We start from the raw sequence: 18,132 nt of genomic DNA on the forward strand, positions 1-18,132 counted from the left end.
TGCCTCGCCCGGCGTAATCGGGTTATCGCTCGCTGACCTTCACGCGCGGCAGCCATTCTGCCTCGGCGCCCTGCGTACCTTTCAGGTGGGCGGGAATCGCGTCCTGTGCGTGCGCGCCGAGGCGACGTGCCGCCTCGGTGTCGAGATGCCGGCCGTCGAACGTCGACTGGCGACGGGTAATCATGTTGATGCGAAGGCGTTTTGCCGCCATGGTCGGTATTCCTTGAGAAAACGGTACCTCGCCGACTGGCGAAGTACCATAGATTTACGCGAGAAAGATGTCGCTGCGATGACGCGGCGCGCGATGCAAATCCACTGCCGTCGCATCGCTTGTCGCATGCACCGCAGCGGTCGGCGCCATGCCGGGCCGCCCGCCGCTCCATCGCCTCAAGGTAGCGATGGACGCAAGCAACTCACGATGGACAAGAAACAGCGCTTCGAGTTCAGTTTGCTCGGCGGCCGTCAAGGTCACGCGTCACCGCTCCCCGCCCCTTCGTCCTTTTGCCGTTCCAGGTGAACACTCGTGCCGATCGTTTCACGAATGAATCGACGGGCGGGGGTCCCCTTGAATCCGGGACCTTGCTGGCGACGCTCGGCGCGGCGATCGTCGGGCGTCACGCAGCAATACCGTGACAACGCAGTCGAGTCCGGCCCATGGCGCGTTGTCGTACGGTCTTGTGGACGGATGTTTCAAACTTGAAATCAGCGCCGCCGGGCGTGCCCGACAGCTCGCTTCGGCGTCCGCTGACCGTCTCTCATAGCTATCAGTCTGGCGCCGACAAGTAGGGATCGATTCGCTCGCCGTCCAATCCCCGCGTGTCGGCCACCGTTGTATCGCTGGTGCCGTTCCGTTTCGGTGTTCGAGGCCATCTGATTCAATCGTGAAACGACCGGAATGGTTGCCCGCTGTGCGGAGGCTGGAGTTTCATCGACCTATCGGATGGGCTTGCCGAGTGCATAACGCCGGCAATGCTCGAGATAGGCCTCCTCATGCGCGACCATCAGTTCGATGATGCTTCGCCACAGCCAGGAGGGTGCATCGACGGTCTTGGGGTGGTGACGCCTCAGCTCGGCGCGCCACGCGAGGCGGGTCCGCTCGTCCATCTGCTCACCATGTGCGCGTCCCACGACCCAAGCAAGATAGCGGGCAGCCTTGACGGCATCGTTTTCGGAGAGTTGCTCGGCCGCCAGTTTCAAATCCTGCGGCATCAGTTCGCGAATCACGACAGAGCGCCCGTCCAGTCGCGCCGCGCACATCCGGCTTCCCAGCATGGGAGAGACGCGTCTCGCTCCTTCGAGCACGCGTTGAGCGGCATCCCGGGGCATTCGTGCACCGGCATGCGAGGGCGCTGCGGCGACCGCAGCCTCCTTGATATCGATCAGGCATGGCGGCCCGCCGTCGGAACACGCGCCATCGATGTCGAGCATCACGGCATACCGGCGCCGGCCCAGAGAACTGCAACCCTTTACCCAGTAGGCAGCATCGAGCACCTTCATTTTGGCGGTGCTGCGCGCGCCGTGACTGAGCGCCGCGCCGATCGTGTCAACAGGCGCGGATTCGAACAACGCGTGTATTGCCGATTTTTCCTGAGTCGAGAGTGGCCAGAATCGCTTGCCCAGTGGAATGTGAGGTTCGACATTCCGGATCGTTTGCCGTTCGAGCTTCCGCCACGACCGATGCAGGGCCGCTTTCATCGCGATCTGAACCGCGGTCGGACGGCGTATCCCATCTGGCCGGTCTTCGGCCTTCCGGTCGAACGCCTGTTCGTATCCGTCGACGAGTGCCTCGATCAAGCGCCAGGTAATGACGCCGGGTAGATCGGAGCTACGAGCCGCGGTCGCGAGCGAAAGTCCAAGCCGGAGCAAATCATGAACAGGATTGCCAATCACGCTCTGGTCGAGATCACGAATCTGCACCGTCACCTCTCCCGTCTTTGACGCGAGGGGGCCGAGATTGCCAAGATGGCAGTCCCCGCAAATCCAGACCGGCGGCCCGTCAGGAAGGGATCCTTCTTTGCGACTCCCGAGCCACTCGTAAAAGTGTGCGGCGCTGCCACGCACATATGTGTGCACCGAACGCGCCATCTTCTCGTGGCGAAGCTCCGCGAGGAAGATCGACCTCTGATCAACGGCAGGCAACCCCATCAATTTCGAAGTTTTCTTCGTCACAATGCCCCCAGCTGTCGCGTTACAACACGCTTCCGATCGGTAGCCGCTTGCCTGCGTGAACTGAATGCGTCGCCTTGAGGAGTCGGTTTCATCCCGGCACAAAAATCCCCGCGGCTGCAATTGCCATTGCAAGCGTTGCAAGCCACCCTCCCCACGCAAGCGGTCCCGCAATGGCGAACTCACCCATGACCCGCTTGCTCCGAGCCATCAGCATCATGATGACCATGATGGGGACCGCCGTTACCCCGTTGATCACGGCGCTCCAATACAACGCATGGATCGGATCGAAATGCATGAACGTGATTGCCACGCCACCCACGGTTGCCAATGCGATGACCGCGTAGAATTGTCGCGCGAGCGTCAACTTCAGGGCGAGGCTATTGCGCCAGCGGAATGTGCCGGCCGCCGCGTATGCGGTCGATCCTGCGAGAACCGGCAGCGCCAGCAGGCCGGTGCCGACGATCCCGAGCGCGAACAGCATATAGGCGAAGTGACCCGCGATCGGGGCAAGGGCCCGCGCGGCGTCAGCCGACGTCTTGACCTCGATGTGGTGCGCATGCAGCGTAGCCGCCGCGGTGAGCACGATGAAGAAGGCAATGACATTCGATACGCCCATCCCCAGCCAGGTATCGAAACTGATTCGGCGCAACTGCGCCGGGGCCTGGCGGGGAACTCGGCGAAGCGGCCCTTCACGCGGCGCGGATTGCAGTTCCTCGACTTCCTGCGAGGCCTGCCAGAAGAACAGGTACGGGCTGATGGTCGTGCCGAGGACCGCGACGACCGTCGTGAGGTAGTCCGGCGCCAGCACGATATGCGGCCATACGATCGCACGGCCCACCTCGGTCCACCGGATCGGGACGATCAGGGCAACCGCCACATAAGCGAGCAGGATCAGCGCCGTCCACTTGAGAAGGCGCGCGTACCGTTCATAGGGAACGAACACCTGAAGCACGACCGACAGGCCACCCAGCCCAACGACGTAGAGCTGGTGCGGCCCGGGGAGCAGCAAGCCGGCTGCGGCGCCCATCGCCGACAGGTCGGCGGCGATGTTGATGACGTTGGCGATCATCAGCAGCACGACCGCGCTATAGAGCAGCCACATCGGGTAGTGAGCCCGCATGTTCGATGCAAGCCCCTTGCCGGTCACTCGCCCGATCCGCGCGCTCACCAGTTGTATGGCCGTCATGAGCGGGTATGTCAGGAAGAGAGTCCATAGCAATTCGAATCCGAACTGCGCGCCGGCTTGCGAATACGTACCGATACCTGACGGATCGTCGTCAGCCGCACCGGTAATCAAGCCGGGGCCAAGGCGACGTGCCCAGTTCTGGCCGGTCGGCTTAGGCGTCGTTTTCTCGATTTCGAGCGGTTCAGGATTGTTCATGATGGTGGCCTCCCGATACGGCCCCAGCAATTCACGTACCCGTTCGATGCAGGTCGCCATCCGGTACGCGCTGAGGTTCGATCCTCGTGGATCACGCGAGGCCACCCTCTCATGCATTTTCCGCGTGCTGCTCCGAGTCACGCTGGTCCGGCGGAATGGCCGCCTGATGCGAGGTCCGCCTGCCCTCCATCGGGATATCGATCACGACCTCGCCGCTGCGCGGTGACGCGACGGGGCGATCCGGCTGGAGGCCGCCGCACCGCCCCGTGCCGGGCCGGCCGATCATCGGATTGGCGATGTCGTACCCAGTTTCTCCGACAGCATCCGCTCATACACGCCGAAGTGCAGATCGACCTCCTTTTGCGTGACGGGTGTGACCGTGATGTTGATCTGGTCAGGCAACAGGCCCAGCACAACGGCCACGGCCGCTTCGAGTTGCGGCGCACAAAACTTGTCCTCCGCCATCGTGGTGCCAACGACGACGTCGTAAGTCTTTTCCTGCCGGCACACGACCTCGACGAGTCGAGCCCGCGCACTCATGTTGTTGTCGATCGCAAGCCGGACGACCTCCGCCACGGTGCGCATCGACTCGGTCGGAAACCCCCTCGTCGAACGCAGCCGGATACGATGTCTGCCGAGCGTCAGCCAATCAGTGTCGAACTCCATGGCGTCCTCCGTAACGTAGTACCGATTCGCCGCGATGATAGGGTCCAGCGCACCGATTTCAAGTGCAAAAAAATGACGGGCGCCCCTTGAATTTCTCCGCAGAATTCCTATCTTAAGTTTCGCTCAGGCAGACGCGCGGGTCGCTCCATTCCGCGCGCTGCGTGTTTCGATTTGTTTGCCACGCAGTCTGGCAGGCGAACTGGAGCGCGTAGGCCCGTTCGCCTCCATGCTGCAACAGGCCAGGAGGATAAGATCATGAGCGATCTCTATTTCGGAACCGATCTCTTCAGCGAGTTCGACCGCCTGCAGCAACAGATGGCGCAACGCTTCGGCGGTTTCCCGTCCAGCATTCGCGCGAGCCGTTTCGGCACTTTCCCTCAGATCAATATCGGCGCGACAGACGATTCAATCGAGATCGTCGCGTTCGCGCCCGGCGTCGACGCCGCCGCGCTCGATGTGTCGATCGACAAGGGGCTGCTGACCATTGGCGGCGAACGCAAATCGGCACAACGCGACACCGGGGGTGAGCGGCGCACCTATGCGCAAGAGCGCTTTGCCGGAACGTTCCGGCGGGTCATCGAGCTGCCCGAGGCCGCCGATCCCGACAAGGTCCAGGCGCACTACGAAAACGGGTGTCTATCAATCAGCATTGGCAAGCGTGAATCGTCCAAGCCGCGTGCCATCGCTGTCCAGTAAGAAAAGGAGCCGATCATGAAAGACACTACCCAACTGGCGGAACGCGACGCGTCTGCCGTTGCGCGTCGCGAAACCGAACAGGCCGTGCGCCGGGTGACGCTCGTGCCGGCCGTCGACGTATACGAGGACAGTCACGGCGTCACGCTGTGGGCCGATTTGCCCGGCGTGACGAAGGACAAGCTGGACGTGAAGGTTCACGACAGCAGCCTCCTGATCGAGGCCGAGGCTGTGGTGCCGACGCCGGCAAATCTGCGGCTTCAGCATGCCGAGGTTCGGGAGCCGCATTTCGCCCGCACGTTTACGCTGTCGGCGGATCTCGACTCGTCGAGGATCGAGGCGAGCCTTCAGGACGGGGTGCTGAAGCTGACCATCCCGCGCCGCGACGAAGCGCGTCCACGACGCATCGAAATCAAGACCGGCTGACGCGTCATGAGCCAAGGCGCAGCACGAGCCCCTCCGTCAACTCAGAACAGGATCAGCGAGGCTTCGCTGCCTGAGTTGACGCAGGCGTATCGGTGAGGACACGCGATCCGGATCCGCACGATCCTCGTGAAACGGATCATGGCGCGCGTGTCCGAACCGGACGGCTACGCCAGGCTCAAAACAGACTGGAGATCAATCGGAGGACGCCATGAATGTCGATCCGAAAAAGTGGAACCCCTTCAAGTTCCTTCGCGGGGCCACCCGCAAGTCCGATGCGGAAGGCCCGGACAGTCCGCCGACAGGCGAGCCGTGGCGTACGTCGTGGCCCGACATTTCGCGACTGTTTTCACGAGAACCATTGCGCGCCATGGAGGAATTCCTTCATGACCCGTTCGCTGGCCACGGCGCGCTCGAACGGTGGTTTGGCGACTTCAGTTCATCGCGCTTCCAGCCGCGCATCGACGTCGTCGATGAAGGCCCGGTGCTGCGCGTGACCGCCGAACTGCCCGGAATGGAGCGCGAAGATCTGAAGGTGAGCGTCGAGGATGGGGCAATCGTGCTGCGCGGAGAGAAAAAGCAAGACGTGAGCAGTGAAGAAAACGGTTGCTACCGGCTGGAGCGCGCCCATGGAAGCTTCGTGCGCACGATCCCGATGCCGGAAAATGCCGACCCTGACCACACCTTGGCAAAGTTTGACAACGGTGTCCTCACGTTGACCGTACCGAAATCGGAGCCGGCCAGGTCCACCAGTCGCACGATCGATATCGGCTGATCGGGTTTCCCCTGCCCGCCGGTGTCGGCTTCCGGGTGCATGCGTTTCTCATGCGAAGTCTTGATGCGGATGGCCCGAATACCTGGCTACGCCGCTTTCAGGAAACGCTTCGTTGAGTCAGTGCCGCACGCGGAATCACGCAGAACGCGCCTGGTATCAGGACGGGTCATGTTGCGCCGACGGGCGACGAACGCAACGAATCCACGGATGGCGGTCAGCCGGCCGATGTGGACGGGTCGTCACAGAAACGCTCGAGGCCGGAAACGCTCGACGCATATCGCACTGCGTCGAGCTTCGAGCCTGACTCGATCTCGCACCAGAATTCCTGATGACGGGCACCGAGACGGCGGGCCGCCTCATGACGGTGAAAGTGACTGGCGAGCCAGAACCGACAGCCATCAAAGAAGACCTTCATTGCCGGTCGTGCCGCGCGCATTGAGCCACATCGGACAGCGACCATCGCCTCCTCCAGCGCTTCGCTGCTGAATTGGCCGAGGCCGGAAAGCCCTGCGTCAATCGAGAGCTGCAAGAACTTGAGGGTGTCCAGACCGAGCACCCCGGCGGGAATCCTTGGCGGCGAAGCGACGGGCGAGCGGCGATTGCCTGGCATCGACGCGACCAAATCAGCAGGATAACTTATGGATGCAAACGCGCATCATGCCCTGCCTGCCGATTGAAACCGGCCAGGCCGATTCAGTCGCCCGCCATCAGATAGCGAATCACGAGTGCCGGATCGGCGATATCCAGGATCAGTCGGCGAAGAATACGTCGGCGCATGTGGTCCGCGTCGAGGCTCCAGGGCGCCCCCTTCTCGTTGAGATAACGGGTGATGGCGTCCCGGTGATCGGCGTTTTCCGGCAAATCGAGCCGAACGGCCAGCAGTCCTGCCACGACGTCGTCAAGCTCGATGTCGAGCGGTTTCGAGTCAATGCAAAGTTCGAGTTTCATGTCGATCATCGGCAAAAAGGGGCGCCGCATGATGAGGGGCAGCCTGCGGCGCCAAACGACTCGCACCGGCCGCGACTGTTGGCCGGCGCGTACACGACCCGCTGCCGGGGTCAGTGCTCGAACTCAGGTGCGGCCGACTGCACCGGTTTTGGGTCTTTCGGCGCTTCGGCTACCGTTGCGTCTGTCGTCAGGATGAGCCCGGCAATCGATGCGGCGTTCTGCAATGCCGTGCGCGTGACCTTGGTCGGATCGACCACACCTGCCTCGACAAGATCGCCGTATTCACCGGTGGCCGCGTTGTAGCCAAAGTTGCCCTTGCCTTCGAGCACTTTCGCAACGACGACCGAAGGTTCATCCCCGGCATTCGCGGCGATCACGCGCAGCGGTGCTTCGAGCGCGCGCAGCACGATACGAATGCCCGCGTCCTGGTCGCCGTTGGCGCCTTTCAGGCTCGTCGCCGTGGAACGCGCGCGCAGAAGCGCCACGCCGCCACCCGGTACGATGCCCTCCTCGACCGCCGCGCGTGTCGCATGCAGCGCATCGTCGACGCGATCCTTTTTCTCCTTCATTTCGACTTCCGTGGCCGCCCCGACCTTGATGACGGCCACCCCTCCGGCCAGCTTCGCCACACGTTCCTGAAGCTTTTCGCGATCGTAGTCGCTCGTGGCTTCCTCGATCTGCGCACGGATGGACTTCACGCGCGCCGCGATGTGCTGCTCGTCGCCCGCGCCGTCGATGATGATCGTGTCGTCCTTTCGAACCTCGACGCGCTTCGCGCCGCCGAGATCCTCGAGCGTGGCCTTCTGCAGTTGCTTGCCGGTTTCTTCCGAGATGACGGTTGCGCCGGTGAGGGTGGCGATGTCTTCCAGCATGGCCTTGCGCCGGTCACCAAAGCCGGGCGCCTTGACGGCCACGACTTTGAGGATGCCTCGCATCGCGTTGACCACGAGCGTGGCCAGCGCTTCGCCATCGACGTCCTCGGCAACGATCAGCAGCGGCTTGCCTGCCTTGGAGGCCGCCTCGAGGATCGGCAGCAGATCCCGGACGTTCGAAATCTTCTTGTCGTGCAACAGGATCAGTGCGTCGTCCAGATACGCCGCCTGCTTTTCCGGATCGTTGATGAAGTAGGGGCTGACGTAGCCGCGATCGAACTGCATCCCTTCAACGACATCCAGCTCATTCTCGAGGGACTTGCCATCCTCGACCGTGATGACCCCTTCCTTGCCGACCTTCTCCATGGCATCCGCGATGATTTTGTCGATCGCCTCGTCGGAGTTGGCCGAGATCGAGCCCACCTGCGCGATTTCCCGGTTCGTGGAAATCGGCTTGGACAGTTTGCGCAGTTCATCGAGCACCGCGGCCACGGCCTTGTCGATGCCGCGCTTGAGGTCCATCGGATTCATGCCGGCGGCAACGTGCTTCATGCCTTCCTGCACGATCGCCTGCGCGAGCACGGTGGCCGTGGTGGTGCCGTCGCCGGCCACGTCGGCGGTCTTCGATGCGACCTGCTTGACGATCTGCGCGCCCATGTTTTCGAAGCGGTCCTTCAGCTCGATTTCCTTCGCGACCGACACGCCGTCCTTCGTGATGGTGGGTGCGCCGAAGCTGCGCTCGATCACCACGTTGCGGCCTTTCGGCCCGAGCGTGACCTTCACGGCATCGGCAAGCACGTTCATGCCCTCGACGACACGGGCGCGGGCGCCGTCGTGGAATTTGACGTCTTTTGCACTCATCTTGTTACTCTGGATAGAAGTCGTTGATTCGATGTGTCGCGAACGACCCGCGGGTGTTCGCGATCTGCCCGGGATCTCAGGCGGCCTTGCGGGACGCGCTGGTATCGGCCTCGAGGACGCCCATGACGTCTTCTTCGCGCATGACGAGGAGTTCCTCGCCATCGACCTTGACGGTCTGGCCCGCGTATTTGCCGAAGAGAACCTGGTCACCGACTTTCAACTGGAGCGCGCGAAGCGTTCCATCCTGCAGCAGCCGACCATTGCCGACCGCGACGACTTCACCCTGCTCGGGCTTTTCCGCGGCCGAATCGGGGATCACGATGCCCGAGGCCGTCGTCCGCTGCGTCTCGATTCGCTTGACGATAACCCGGTCGTAGAGGGGACGAATCTGCATTCTCATCTCCTGAGCGATTGAAGGTTCGAAAAAGGAATCCGCCTGCCAGGCAACGCGACGCAAGCGTCGCTGCCGGGCAGCCGTGCCACTGTCTGGCGGAAAGCGAAATAGAGGTGCTCGTCGCTCACTTCAAGGGGGGCGAAATGGGCTCTATGTAACAAATTGTTTCAGGCTGCCCAAACGATGGCCTTGGCCGCCTCGCCGCCGCTCACGCCTGCCTGGCCGTGGCCTGCGCCGCCAGCGCGGCCCGCTCGATCCAGCGGATGGCCGGCGCATCCTGCTCGCCCGGCGCGGGCTTGCCGATCAGGAAGCCCTGCACCTCGCGGCAGCCCGCATCCGTGATGCACGCCAGCTGCTCCTCCGTCTCGACGCCTTCCGCAACGGTCGTCACGCCGAGACGCTTGCCCAGATCGGCCACCGTGCGCACGACGGCCGCGCAGTCCGGACGCGTGACCGCATCGCGCACGAAGCTGCCGTCGATCTTGATCTTGTCGAACGGGAACGCACGCAGGTGCGCGAGCGACGAGAAGCCGGTGCCGAAGTCGTCGAGGGCGACGCGCACGCCCATCGAACGCAGCGCGCGCAGGTCCGCGATGGCCTTGCCCTCGTCGTGCAGCAGCGCGGTTTCCGTCACCTCGATTTCCAGCCGGTCGGGTGCGAGGCCCGCGCCGGCCAGCGCCGCCGCGAAGGTCGGCGCGATCGTGCCGTGGCCGAGCTGCCCCGCCGACACGTTGACGGCGACGCGTGCGCCGTCGGGCCAGCGCGCCGCCTCCCGGCAGGCCTGCTCGAGCACGAAGCGGCCGAGCCGGTCGATCAGGCCGCCGCGCTCGGCCACCGGAATGAAGTGGCCCGGCGAAATCCAGCCGGCGCGCGGGTGATGCCAGCGCAGCAGCGCCTCGCGCGTCGTGATCTGGCGGGTGAGGACATCGACGATCGGCTGGTAGAACACGTACAGCCCCTGGTTCTCGTCCAGCGCGACGCGCAGCTTCGATTCGAGCGCGACCCGCTCCTGCGCGCTCGTTTCCATGTCCGGCGAGAACATCCGGTAGGTGCCCTTCCCGGCTTTCTTGGCCGCATAGAGCGCCATATCCGCGCGTGACAGCAGCGCGCCGGCGTCGTTGCCGTGATGCGGCGCCAGCACGCAGCCGATCGACGCACCGATGCGGAACGGCCGGTCGGGCGACGGCGCATAGGGCGCGACGAGCGTGTCGACGAGCCGCGCGGCCGCGCCCATCGCGCCGTCCGCGTCGGTGTCGCGCAGCAGCACCGCGAATTCGTCGCCGCCGATGCGCCCGAGCATCATCCCCGGCTCGGGACACTGCCCGCGCAGGCGTTCCGCGACCTGGCGCAGCACCGCGTCGCCGGCCGAATGCCCGCACGCGTCGTTGATCAGCTTGAAGCCGTCGAGGTCGATGAAGAGCAGCGCGATCACCTTGTCCGAGCGGCGCAGGCTCGCGTCGAATTCGGCCAGGAAGGTTGCGCGGTTCGGCAGGCCGGTGAGCGAGTCGTGATGCGCGAGCTGGTGAATGCGCGCCTCCGCCTCGGCCTGCTGCGTGACGATCGACCACGACAGCATCGGGCCGATGTAGCGCCCCTGGGCATCGCGCACGGCCGAGACCTGGAAGTCGAGCACTTCCGGCCCGAGCGGAATGCGGGCGCGATGCGGCAGGTTCGCCGGATCGGCGAGCAGGCGGCGCTGGTGCTGCGGGTGCGGATGGAAGAAGTCGATCGACGCGCCGAGCGCGTCGTCCGCGCGGATCGGCAGCAGGTGCTCGATCGAGCGCAGCAGGTTGCGCGACGTCGCGTTCAGGTAGTTGATGCGGAACGTCTCGGGGTCGGCCGTCATCACGGCCACCGGCATGTCGTCGATCATCCGCATCAGCCGCGTCTGCGCCTGCTCGCGCAGACGCGATTCGGCCTGCGCATCGACGGTGCGCAGGAAGCCCCGGTAGTTGACGGAGATGACGGCGATCAGCGCCGCCGACACGAAGGCCATGTTGACCGCGGTGGCGACGAGTGTCGGCTGGCGCGTCGAGAGGAAGAACGCGATGAACGCGACGTTGACGATCAAGGCCACGCTCAGCGCGGCCGTACGCAGGTACATCAGGCTGAAGACGCAGCCGATCACCGTGATCGCCATGTAGAACGCGACCTGGGCCTTTTGCCACGCATCGCCGTACGGGAACAGCAGCAGCGCCCAGGTGGTGAACGTCACCGCGACCGGGATCACCAGCCAGTTCGTGACCGTGAGCGCGCGCATCACGGTGTCCGGCGTCGGCTCCAGCAGCCGGGTGCGGTGCCAGTGCAGCAGCCGCGCGAGCGCCGCGAGCGTCATCGCGACCGGCATCGCGACCGACAGCCACCACGGCGTGCTGCCGAGGTGCGTGACGGCGAGGCTCCAGGTGCTCGAGATGAGGATCAGGTACGACACCGGGATCTGGCCGGCGAATACCCGGTATTGCGCCGCGAGCAGGTCCGGGTTCCGGGCCGGCGCCGCGATGCTTGCCAGTCTTGCCATCCGTGCGTAGAGGATTTTCATGTGAGCGTGCCGGCGGCAACCCGGGGACGGGCTGCCGTGTCCGGCGTCGAGGGGTTACCCGCGCGGGCCCGGGTCGAGATCGGCCTCGACGGCCGATTCGGACGCAGGAACCGCCGTGCGGACGCGGTTGCCGCCGGTCAGCGCAATCTGCCCGCTGCCGACGATCTCGTTGAGGGGGGCGGGCCTGCCGAGCAGGAAGCCCTGCGCTTCGTCGCAGCCTTCGTCGGCCAGCAGCGCAAGCTGGTCGTGCGTCTCGATACCTTCGGCCAGGATCGGAATGCCCAGGCTCTTGCCGAGCGCGAGCACGGCGCGGATGATCGCGCGATCCTGCGGTTTCGCTTCCGCGTCCGCGACGAACGACTGGTCGAGCTTGATGCGGTCGAACGGGAACGAGCGCAGCGTGTCGAGCGACGAATAGCCGGTACCGAAATCGTCGAGCGCGATGCTCACGCCCAGCGCCTTGATCTGCCGCAGCGTGTCCAGCGCGCGCTCGCGGCCGGCGAAGATCGTCGATTCGGTCAGCTCCAGCTGCAGGCGCGACGCCGGCAGGCGGGTTTCTTCGAGCACGTCCGCCACGAGCGCCGTCAGGTCCGCGTGCATGAACTGCAGGGCCGATACGTTCACCGCGACCGCGTAGGGCGGCTCCCACGTGGCCGCCCGCGCGCAGGCCTCGCGCAGCACCCATGCGCCGATATCCAGGATCACGCCGTTTTCCTCGGCAAGCGGAATGAACTCGGCGGGCGGAATCATGCCGAGCGTCGCGTGCTGCCAGCGCAGCAGCGCCTCGTAGCCGCGGATCTCGCCGGTCGCGAGCGACGTCTGCACCTGGTAGTGGATGCTCAACTGGTTGTCGGCCACCGCGCGGCGCAGGTCGGCCGCGAGGCTGCGGCGCGCGCGGACGATCAGGTCCATCGCCGGCTCGTAGAAGCAGATCGATTGCGCGATGCTGCCCTTGGCGCGGTACATCGCGAGGTCCGCGTTGTTGATGAGGACGGCCTTGGTGGCGGCGTCGTCCGGGTAGATGGCGACGCCGAAGCTCGCGCCCGGCACGACCTCGTAGTCGTCCAGCCTGACCGGCTTGTAGAGCGCCGGCTCGAGCCGTTCGAGCAGATCCATCAGGCGCGTGTCGTCATCCATCCGGCAGAGCGCCGCGAATTCATCGCCGCCGATGCGGGCGACGAACTCGCCTTCGCGCAGCAGGTTCGTCATGCGGCGCGCGAGGATGCGCAGCACCTCGTCGCCGGCATGGTGGCCGCGCAGATCGTTGATTTCCTTGAAGCGGTTCAGGTCGATGCCGATCAGCGCGAGCTTCGTGCGCTGTTCTTGCGCAAGCGCGATTTCGAGGTCGAGCCGCTCGTTGAAGCTGGCCCGGTTGGGCAGGCCGGTCAGCATGTCGCTCAGCGCCAGCCGGCGCAGGTGTTCGAGCGATTCGGCCCGTACGTTGCTGTCGATCACGTAGCTCACGAGCCCCGTGCAGACGATCACGAGCGACGTGCCCGCGACCGCCAGCGCCAGCGGACGCAGCTCGCCCACGTCGGTCCAGTTGCCGTCGAGCATCAGCGGCGTGATGCGCAGCGCGGACATCCCGGTGAAATGCAAGGCAAGGATCGCGAGCGACAGCACGCCGGCCATCTGGTTGACGGCGTGCGCCGACGGCCGCATCGCCAGATGCAGCGCGAGCGCGGCGAGCGTCATCGCCAGGACCACCGACGCGATCAGGTAGCCGACGTCCCACGACACGATCCCCTCGACCCGCCACGCGAGCATGCCGGTGTAGTGCATCAGCACGATCGCCACGCCGACGATCGCGCCGCCGAGCGCGGGCGCGATCTTGACGATGCGACAGGTCGTCAGCGCGAAGCCGATCGTACTGCCGCCGACCGCGATGAACAGCGACACGAGCGTGAGCGGCAGGTTGAAGTGCACGGGCGCGCCGGCGTCGAAGCCGAGCATCGCGATGAAGTGCGTGCACCAGATCGCCACGCCGGCCGAAATGGCCGTCAGCACCTGCCAGCCGAGCCGCTGCGTGCCGGAGGTGTTCACCGTGCGCTGGAACAGGCGCGCGGTGACCCACGAGCCGCCTCCGCACAACAGTGCGGCAAGCAACACCAGCCAGTGATTGTGCCGATGAACGATGCACCCGAAAACTGTCACCAAACCTTTCTTCCCCTATCCGTCGCATGGGCCGATGCCATTCCCGATCGACGCGGCGGGACAATGCCGCTTCGATCAGGCGCGCCTTCGAGATATCGGCATGTGATAAATAAACTGAACGCCGCGCGGCCGGGCGCAAACGATTGCCCAGCAGATATTTTTTTGGGAAAAAGTGCCGGAACGGGGCGGGATGGGGAAGCGGAGGTTCGGACGAGGGCTGGCCGGTCTAACGCGAGACGAAGGCAACGAGAAATGCGGCGGGAATTCGCTGAGGTTCTCCGTCAGGTGAATAGCGCGACAGGAGGCGAGTCGAGGCGAGATCAGCGGGATAGGCGGCGGGTGTAATGAAAGCCGGACTTCAAAAAATCGACCGCCTGCAATCGCAGGCGGTCGATCAACCTCTGCCCTTTGTTCGCCCGGGCATCGCGTGGCTTCGACCGGCTCGCCCTTCTCCGAAACGAAGCATCAACCACGCGATCTTCGGGCATTCAACGCAGTCACACAGGCGCCATCAATTCACCCCGACCGCACTCCACGCGCGAGCGACCGCTGCGCTTTCGGCCGAGTTCGCGCCATACAGGTCGTTCGCCGCCTGGATCGATGCACGACGCGCGTTCGGGTAGCTGGAGTTCGCGTTCAGATACACGGTCAGCGTCCGGTACCAGATCTTGCCGGCCTTCTCGCGACCCACGCCGCTGAAGGTCGTGTCGCCGTTGCAGACCAGCTGCGCCTTCGTCAGGCCGGTATCGGTCGACGGCACCGTCGGGCCTTCCGCGAGCAGGTAGAACAGGCGGTTGCCGACGCCCGACGTGAAATGCGGATCGTGACGCGGATTCGACCACGAGAATCCGCCGGACGGGTAACAGCTGAACGACCGGCCGTCGAGATCCTGCTTGTACATCTTGCGCAGGCCGCCGCTCACCACGCGCGCACCGATCACGTAGTTGCCGGGATCGTTCGGGTTGTTGGCGTAGTACTTCACGAGCGTGCCGAAAATGTCGGACGTCGACTCGTTCAGGCCGCCCGCGTCGCCCGAGTAGTTCAGGTTGGCCGTGGCCTCGGTCACGCCGTGACTCATCTCGTGTCCGGCGACATCGACCGACACGACGGGTTTCGGCAGGCTGGTGCCGGGTTGGCCGTCTCCATACACCATCACGTGCGAATCGAGCCATGCCGCATTCGCGCCGGTCGTGCCGCTGCCCGTGTTGAACACCACGTGTGCATAGCTCTTCACGCCGCGGCCGTCATTGAAGATGCCGTTGCGGTTGTGCGTCGTCTTGTAGTAGTCCCAAGTCAGCGCGAGACCATAGTCGATGTCGGCGGCGACGGTCTGCCGGTCGGTGGTCGTATTGTTGCCCCACACGTTCGTGCTGCTCGTGAAGATCGGCAGGTCGGTCGCCCGCTCGACGTCGTCCGAGGTCAGCCCGCGGCCGTCGTAAACCGAGCCTGAGCCGCGGCTCGGATCGAGCATCCGGTACGCGTTCGTGCCCGTCTGGTCCGTGGTGAGCGTCAGGTTGCCGTAGTACAACGAACGGCCGGTGCCGGTCGCGGCGGCCGTCTTGATCAGGTCCTGTGCGTCGAGCACGGTGCCGGTGCGCGCATCGACGTAGTACAGCACCGCGTCGCCATGCACATCGGTCGCCTTGCCGTAGACGCGCACCGCGTAGGCCAGCGTCGGCGTGACGTCGCGTGCGAACACGACGAGTTCCGCATCATCGACGCGGCGCACGTCCGAGTTGAAACGCGCGGCTGCGATGCGCTTGACTCGGGCGGCGCCGATGTCGGGTGCGTTGCGTACGACCGCGCGGTCGCCCACCTTGCCGATCGTGCCGGCGAGATTGATCGGCGCGAGCTGGGTCACGCTCGCCTGCTTCAACTGCCCTTTGCTCGAATGCACGACCACGTCGCCGCCGATCACGGGCAGGCCCGCGTAGAAGCGGTCAAAACGCACGTGCTCGGTGCCGTCGGGGTCGACGATCACGTCGCGCACCTGGAACTGATCGCCGTCCGCCGGCGCGCTCGCCTGCGGCCCTGCGAACTTCAACGTGCGTGCTGCGCCGCCGGCTGCGAGACTGAAGGCGGAAGGGTTCTGCTGGATCAGTTGCAGTGCCTTGTCGACCGTAGCCGACTGGTCGCCGGCCTGGGCAAAAGCACTGAGACTCGCGACGGTAATCGCGGAGATGGACAGCAGACGAGACAGTTTCTTCATGTAATCCCCCGGCTTATAAGTGGGTGATGTTCGAGGAATGCATCAAGTACAGACTTTGATGTAAGACATGTCACGAACCGCAGAGGGATGCTAGAAGGTCATCTTTATAATTACAAGATATTTTCTAACAGTTTAAATTTTTCTGTCATCGATGTTAATCGAGTCATGGTTTGGTGAGAAATTTGAAATGATCTCGTCGGCCGCGATGACGGGATCGACAAGGCTGCATCGGTGGAATGTGCCCGAAAGCCTGGTGCTGTCTGGGAAAGGCCGCACATGGCGCGGATCGAGGAGGACGGATGAGGTGAAGCCGCGGGTAATGCGCCAGACACTAGTTGCTTTATTAAATATTTATTTTGATTGTTGCCATTGCCGGCGCGCCAATGAAATTTTTAATGGTCCTTCGATTCTCGCTTTTGAAGGCGATCCCGTTGAATTCGTAGTGAAAGCCTTCCGGGCGACGCACGAGATAATGCTTTCTACGAATCCTTCGCTTGAGCAGCGCGGCGCAATCTATCGCATGTGCATGTCACACTTTCTCTTGCGTCGGAAGGCTCACGCTCAGCCAGCGGTTGCGCACGCGGTTGTTTCCAGCGGAGACGCAGGTGGTCGATGAACCCTCCGTCGACGTCCGCTGCCTAGCCGGCCCTCACCTTGAACCGCACCACCAGCCACGTCAGCGCGCCCAGCACGAACACAGCGAGCGTCCACGTGCCGCCATGGTGCTGCAGCACCGCGGCCGTCGCCGCGATGCCCGCCAATCCTTGCTGCAGGAAGCCGCACAAGGCCATCGCATGCGCGCCATGTTCGTGCGCATCGCTGACGGCGGTCGCCATGCTGTTCGGAAACAGCACCGCCTGGCCGAAAATCGCGAGGCAATACAGCGCGATGAAGATCCATAGGCCGGTGAAATGGGCCAGCAGGCCGCCCAGCCACGACGCCAGCATCAACGTGGTTGCCAGCGCAACCAGCGCGGCGCCGGCATGCATGAGCCGCACGCCGCCGAGCCGCTTCACGAGGCGATTGACCAGCATCGCGCCGCTGAAATAGGCGACACCGAGCAACAGGCCGATACCGCCGAAGCTCGTCACGGCCAGCCCGAAATGTTCCTGGAACACGAACGGACTCACTTCCTGCAAGGTCACGGTCGTCGCGAACCCCAACCCGCCCGCGCAAGCCGGCCAAAGGAAGCCCGGGCGCCGCAGCAGGATCCGATAAGTGCCGGCCATGCTCGACGTGACCGCGGTGCGACTTCCCGCCTTCAACGGCAACGCAACCGACAGGGCGATCGCCAGCGCGGCGATGACGGCCATCAGCACGAAACCCGTTTGCCAATGACTGTATCGGCCGATCAGCCCGCCGACGAACTGGCCGCCGCCCAGTGCGGTGATGAAGGCGATCGACAACACCGACAGCCGTCGCGCCAGTTCGTCGCCGCGCCAGTTGTCGCGGACGATGATTCTGGCGATGATCGCCGCGCCGCCGCCCCCGATGCCCTGGAGGGCGCGCAACGCGAGCAGCGCCGGTGCGACCGTGCAGATGGCGAGCAGCAGGCTGCTGGCGACGAACAGCAGCAGCGAGATCAGCAGCGGGCCACGCCTGCCCCAGCGTTCCGCGGCGGCGCCCCAGAACGGTACCGGCAATGCCGCGCCGATCACATACGCGGAAATGGAGAATTCGGCGCCGGCTTGCGTCATCGTCAATTCGCGCATGACGACAGGCAGCGACGGCAGGTAGACCGTCGTCGCCATTTGCACCATGAATACGACCAGGCATGCGAGCGCCATCAGGGGCGCAGTCGACGCGGCAGGTTCACACGGCGCGCCGGCGGCAAGAACGGGTTTGTCGCTCATGCCAGCCCCCGATTCGCTCGAGACGCGGGCCTGGCCATTACCCATCCGTGCACACATGACGGGTTGCCGTCGCGGGTGCTACGCACATGCATGCTGTCCCGCAACCCGGGTTCGGTCGCCATCGTTTCTCTCTCTCTTGATCTTGTCGGGGTTGGCCGCCGCGGTGTGCGGCAGGATTGTTGTGGTTGGTCGTAC

The 18,132-nt window shown here is 64.4% G+C and carries 17 protein-coding genes; 4 read left to right on the forward strand and 13 right to left on the reverse strand.

Going from position 1 to position 18,132, the window contains the following annotated elements; translation table 11 throughout:
* Positions 1-22: 22 nt before the first annotated feature.
* The 5 genes from F3J15_RS14170 to F3J15_RS14190 all read right to left on the reverse strand — a co-directional run bounded on the left by F3J15_RS14170 (position 23) and on the right by F3J15_RS14190 (position 4,216).
* The gene (locus tag F3J15_RS14170; RefSeq protein WP_069249558.1) at positions 23-211 is read right to left on the reverse strand and encodes a hypothetical protein; all 189 of its coding nucleotides are present in this window, start codon (positions 209-211) and stop codon (positions 23-25) included.
* 54 nt (positions 212-265) lie between these two features.
* Entirely contained in the window at positions 266-472 is a 207-nt protein-coding gene (locus tag F3J15_RS14175) for a hypothetical protein (RefSeq protein ID WP_166891778.1), read from the reverse strand.
* A 461-nt stretch (positions 473-933) separates the two neighbouring features.
* Complete coding sequence (locus F3J15_RS14180; protein ID WP_345891540.1) at positions 934-2,169, reverse strand: DUF2252 family protein; 1,236 nt, start codon at positions 2,167-2,169, stop codon at positions 934-936.
* An 88-nt stretch (positions 2,170-2,257) separates the two neighbouring features.
* Complete coding sequence (locus F3J15_RS14185) at positions 2,258-3,550, reverse strand: divalent metal cation transporter (RefSeq protein ID WP_166891781.1); 1,293 nt, start codon at positions 3,548-3,550, stop codon at positions 2,258-2,260.
* A gap of 282 nt (positions 3,551-3,832) precedes the next feature.
* Entirely contained in the window at positions 3,833-4,216 is a 384-nt protein-coding gene (locus F3J15_RS14190; protein ID WP_069249559.1) for a hypothetical protein, read from the reverse strand.
* Between the two features lie 255 nt (positions 4,217-4,471).
* Between F3J15_RS14190 and F3J15_RS14195 the strand changes: the two genes are divergently transcribed.
* The 3 genes from F3J15_RS14195 (at position 4,472) to F3J15_RS14205 (ending at position 6,107) form a co-directional block, all read left to right on the forward strand.
* Complete coding sequence (locus tag F3J15_RS14195; RefSeq protein ID WP_089449507.1) at positions 4,472-4,912, forward strand: Hsp20/alpha crystallin family protein; 441 nt, start codon at positions 4,472-4,474, stop codon at positions 4,910-4,912.
* Between the two features lie 15 nt (positions 4,913-4,927).
* On the forward strand, positions 4,928-5,335 hold the full coding sequence (locus tag F3J15_RS14200) for an Hsp20/alpha crystallin family protein (RefSeq protein ID WP_089487128.1): 408 nt from the start codon (positions 4,928-4,930) through the stop codon (positions 5,333-5,335).
* Positions 5,336-5,543: 208 nt separating this feature from the next.
* Positions 5,544-6,107 (forward strand): Hsp20/alpha crystallin family protein, encoded by a 564-nt coding sequence (locus F3J15_RS14205; RefSeq protein WP_069249562.1) that lies wholly within the window; start codon positions 5,544-5,546, stop codon positions 6,105-6,107.
* Between the two features lie 214 nt (positions 6,108-6,321).
* Here F3J15_RS14205 and F3J15_RS14210 read toward each other — a convergent pair whose 3' ends face one another.
* The 7 genes from F3J15_RS14210 to F3J15_RS14240 all read right to left on the reverse strand — a co-directional run bounded on the left by F3J15_RS14210 (position 6,322) and on the right by F3J15_RS14240 (position 16,084).
* A complete protein-coding gene (locus F3J15_RS14210; protein WP_166891783.1) occupies positions 6,322-6,663 on the reverse strand; it encodes a hypothetical protein in 342 nt (113 codons plus the stop codon).
* Between the two features lie 137 nt (positions 6,664-6,800).
* Positions 6,801-7,055, reverse strand: coding sequence for a hypothetical protein (locus F3J15_RS14215; protein WP_069250263.1), 255 nt, complete (start codon positions 7,053-7,055; stop codon positions 6,801-6,803).
* A gap of 110 nt (positions 7,056-7,165) precedes the next feature.
* Positions 7,166-8,788: a chaperonin GroEL gene (gene groL, locus F3J15_RS14220; RefSeq protein ID WP_166891786.1), complete on the reverse strand. Its 1,623-nt coding sequence runs from the start codon at positions 8,786-8,788 to the stop codon at positions 7,166-7,168.
* Positions 8,789-8,864: 76 nt separating this feature from the next.
* Entirely contained in the window at positions 8,865-9,182 is a 318-nt protein-coding gene (locus F3J15_RS14225; RefSeq protein ID WP_089487124.1) for a co-chaperone GroES, read from the reverse strand.
* Positions 9,183-9,390: 208 nt separating this feature from the next.
* Positions 9,391-11,721, reverse strand: coding sequence for an EAL domain-containing protein (locus tag F3J15_RS14230; protein WP_166891788.1), 2,331 nt, complete (start codon positions 11,719-11,721; stop codon positions 9,391-9,393).
* A gap of 54 nt (positions 11,722-11,775) precedes the next feature.
* Positions 11,776-13,875 carry an EAL domain-containing protein gene (locus F3J15_RS14235; protein ID WP_345891541.1) on the reverse strand — a complete coding sequence of 700 codons (2,100 nt, stop codon included), beginning with the start codon at positions 13,873-13,875 and terminating at the stop codon, positions 11,776-11,778.
* 511 nt (positions 13,876-14,386) lie between these two features.
* Complete coding sequence (locus F3J15_RS14240) at positions 14,387-16,084, reverse strand: M4 family metallopeptidase (RefSeq protein ID WP_089449513.1); 1,698 nt, start codon at positions 16,082-16,084, stop codon at positions 14,387-14,389.
* A 187-nt stretch (positions 16,085-16,271) separates the two neighbouring features.
* Between F3J15_RS14240 and F3J15_RS14245 the strand changes: the two genes are divergently transcribed.
* Positions 16,272-16,700 carry a hypothetical protein gene (locus tag F3J15_RS14245; protein ID WP_166891792.1) on the forward strand — a complete coding sequence of 143 codons (429 nt, stop codon included), beginning with the start codon at positions 16,272-16,274 and terminating at the stop codon, positions 16,698-16,700.
* A gap of 22 nt (positions 16,701-16,722) precedes the next feature.
* Here F3J15_RS14245 and F3J15_RS14250 read toward each other — a convergent pair whose 3' ends face one another.
* Positions 16,723-17,937, reverse strand: a complete 1,215-nt coding sequence (locus F3J15_RS14250) for an MFS transporter (protein WP_240158892.1) — start codon at positions 17,935-17,937, stop codon at positions 16,723-16,725.
* Positions 17,938-18,132: the final 195 nt, after the last annotated feature.

The organism is Burkholderia sp. Ap-955 (genome assembly GCF_011753045.1).
GTDB lineage: Bacteria > Pseudomonadota > Gammaproteobacteria > Burkholderiales > Burkholderiaceae > Burkholderia > Burkholderia lata_D.

Bases quoted from the DNA above. Each gene is read 5' to 3' on its own strand.
- F3J15_RS14190 (WP_069249559.1), bottom strand. From the start codon at position 4,216: ATGGAGTTCGACACTGATTGGCTGACGCTCGGCAGACATCGTATCCGG.
- F3J15_RS14185 (WP_166891781.1), bottom strand. From the start codon at position 3,550: ATGAACAATCCTGAACCGCTCGAAATCGAGAAAACGACGCCTAAGCCG.
- F3J15_RS14215 (WP_069250263.1), bottom strand. From the start codon at position 7,055: ATGAAACTCGAACTTTGCATTGACTCGAAACCGCTCGACATCGAGCTT.
- F3J15_RS14170 (WP_069249558.1), bottom strand. From the start codon at position 211: ATGGCGGCAAAACGCCTTCGCATCAACATGATTACCCGTCGCCAGTCG.
- F3J15_RS14250 (WP_240158892.1), bottom strand. From the start codon at position 17,937: ATGAGCGACAAACCCGTTCTTGCCGCCGGCGCGCCGTGTGAACCTGCC.
- F3J15_RS14245 (WP_166891792.1), top strand. From the start codon at position 16,272: ATGATCTCGTCGGCCGCGATGACGGGATCGACAAGGCTGCATCGGTGG.
- F3J15_RS14240 (WP_089449513.1), bottom strand. From the start codon at position 16,084: ATGAAGAAACTGTCTCGTCTGCTGTCCATCTCCGCGATTACCGTCGCG.
- F3J15_RS14205 (WP_069249562.1), top strand. From the start codon at position 5,544: ATGAATGTCGATCCGAAAAAGTGGAACCCCTTCAAGTTCCTTCGCGGG.
- F3J15_RS14230 (WP_166891788.1), bottom strand. From the start codon at position 11,721: ATGAAAATCCTCTACGCACGGATGGCAAGACTGGCAAGCATCGCGGCG.
- F3J15_RS14200 (WP_089487128.1), top strand. From the start codon at position 4,928: ATGAAAGACACTACCCAACTGGCGGAACGCGACGCGTCTGCCGTTGCG.
- F3J15_RS14225 (WP_089487124.1), bottom strand. From the start codon at position 9,182: ATGCAGATTCGTCCCCTCTACGACCGGGTTATCGTCAAGCGAATCGAG.
- F3J15_RS14195 (WP_089449507.1), top strand. From the start codon at position 4,472: ATGAGCGATCTCTATTTCGGAACCGATCTCTTCAGCGAGTTCGACCGC.
- groL (WP_166891786.1), bottom strand. From the start codon at position 8,788: ATGAGTGCAAAAGACGTCAAATTCCACGACGGCGCCCGCGCCCGTGTC.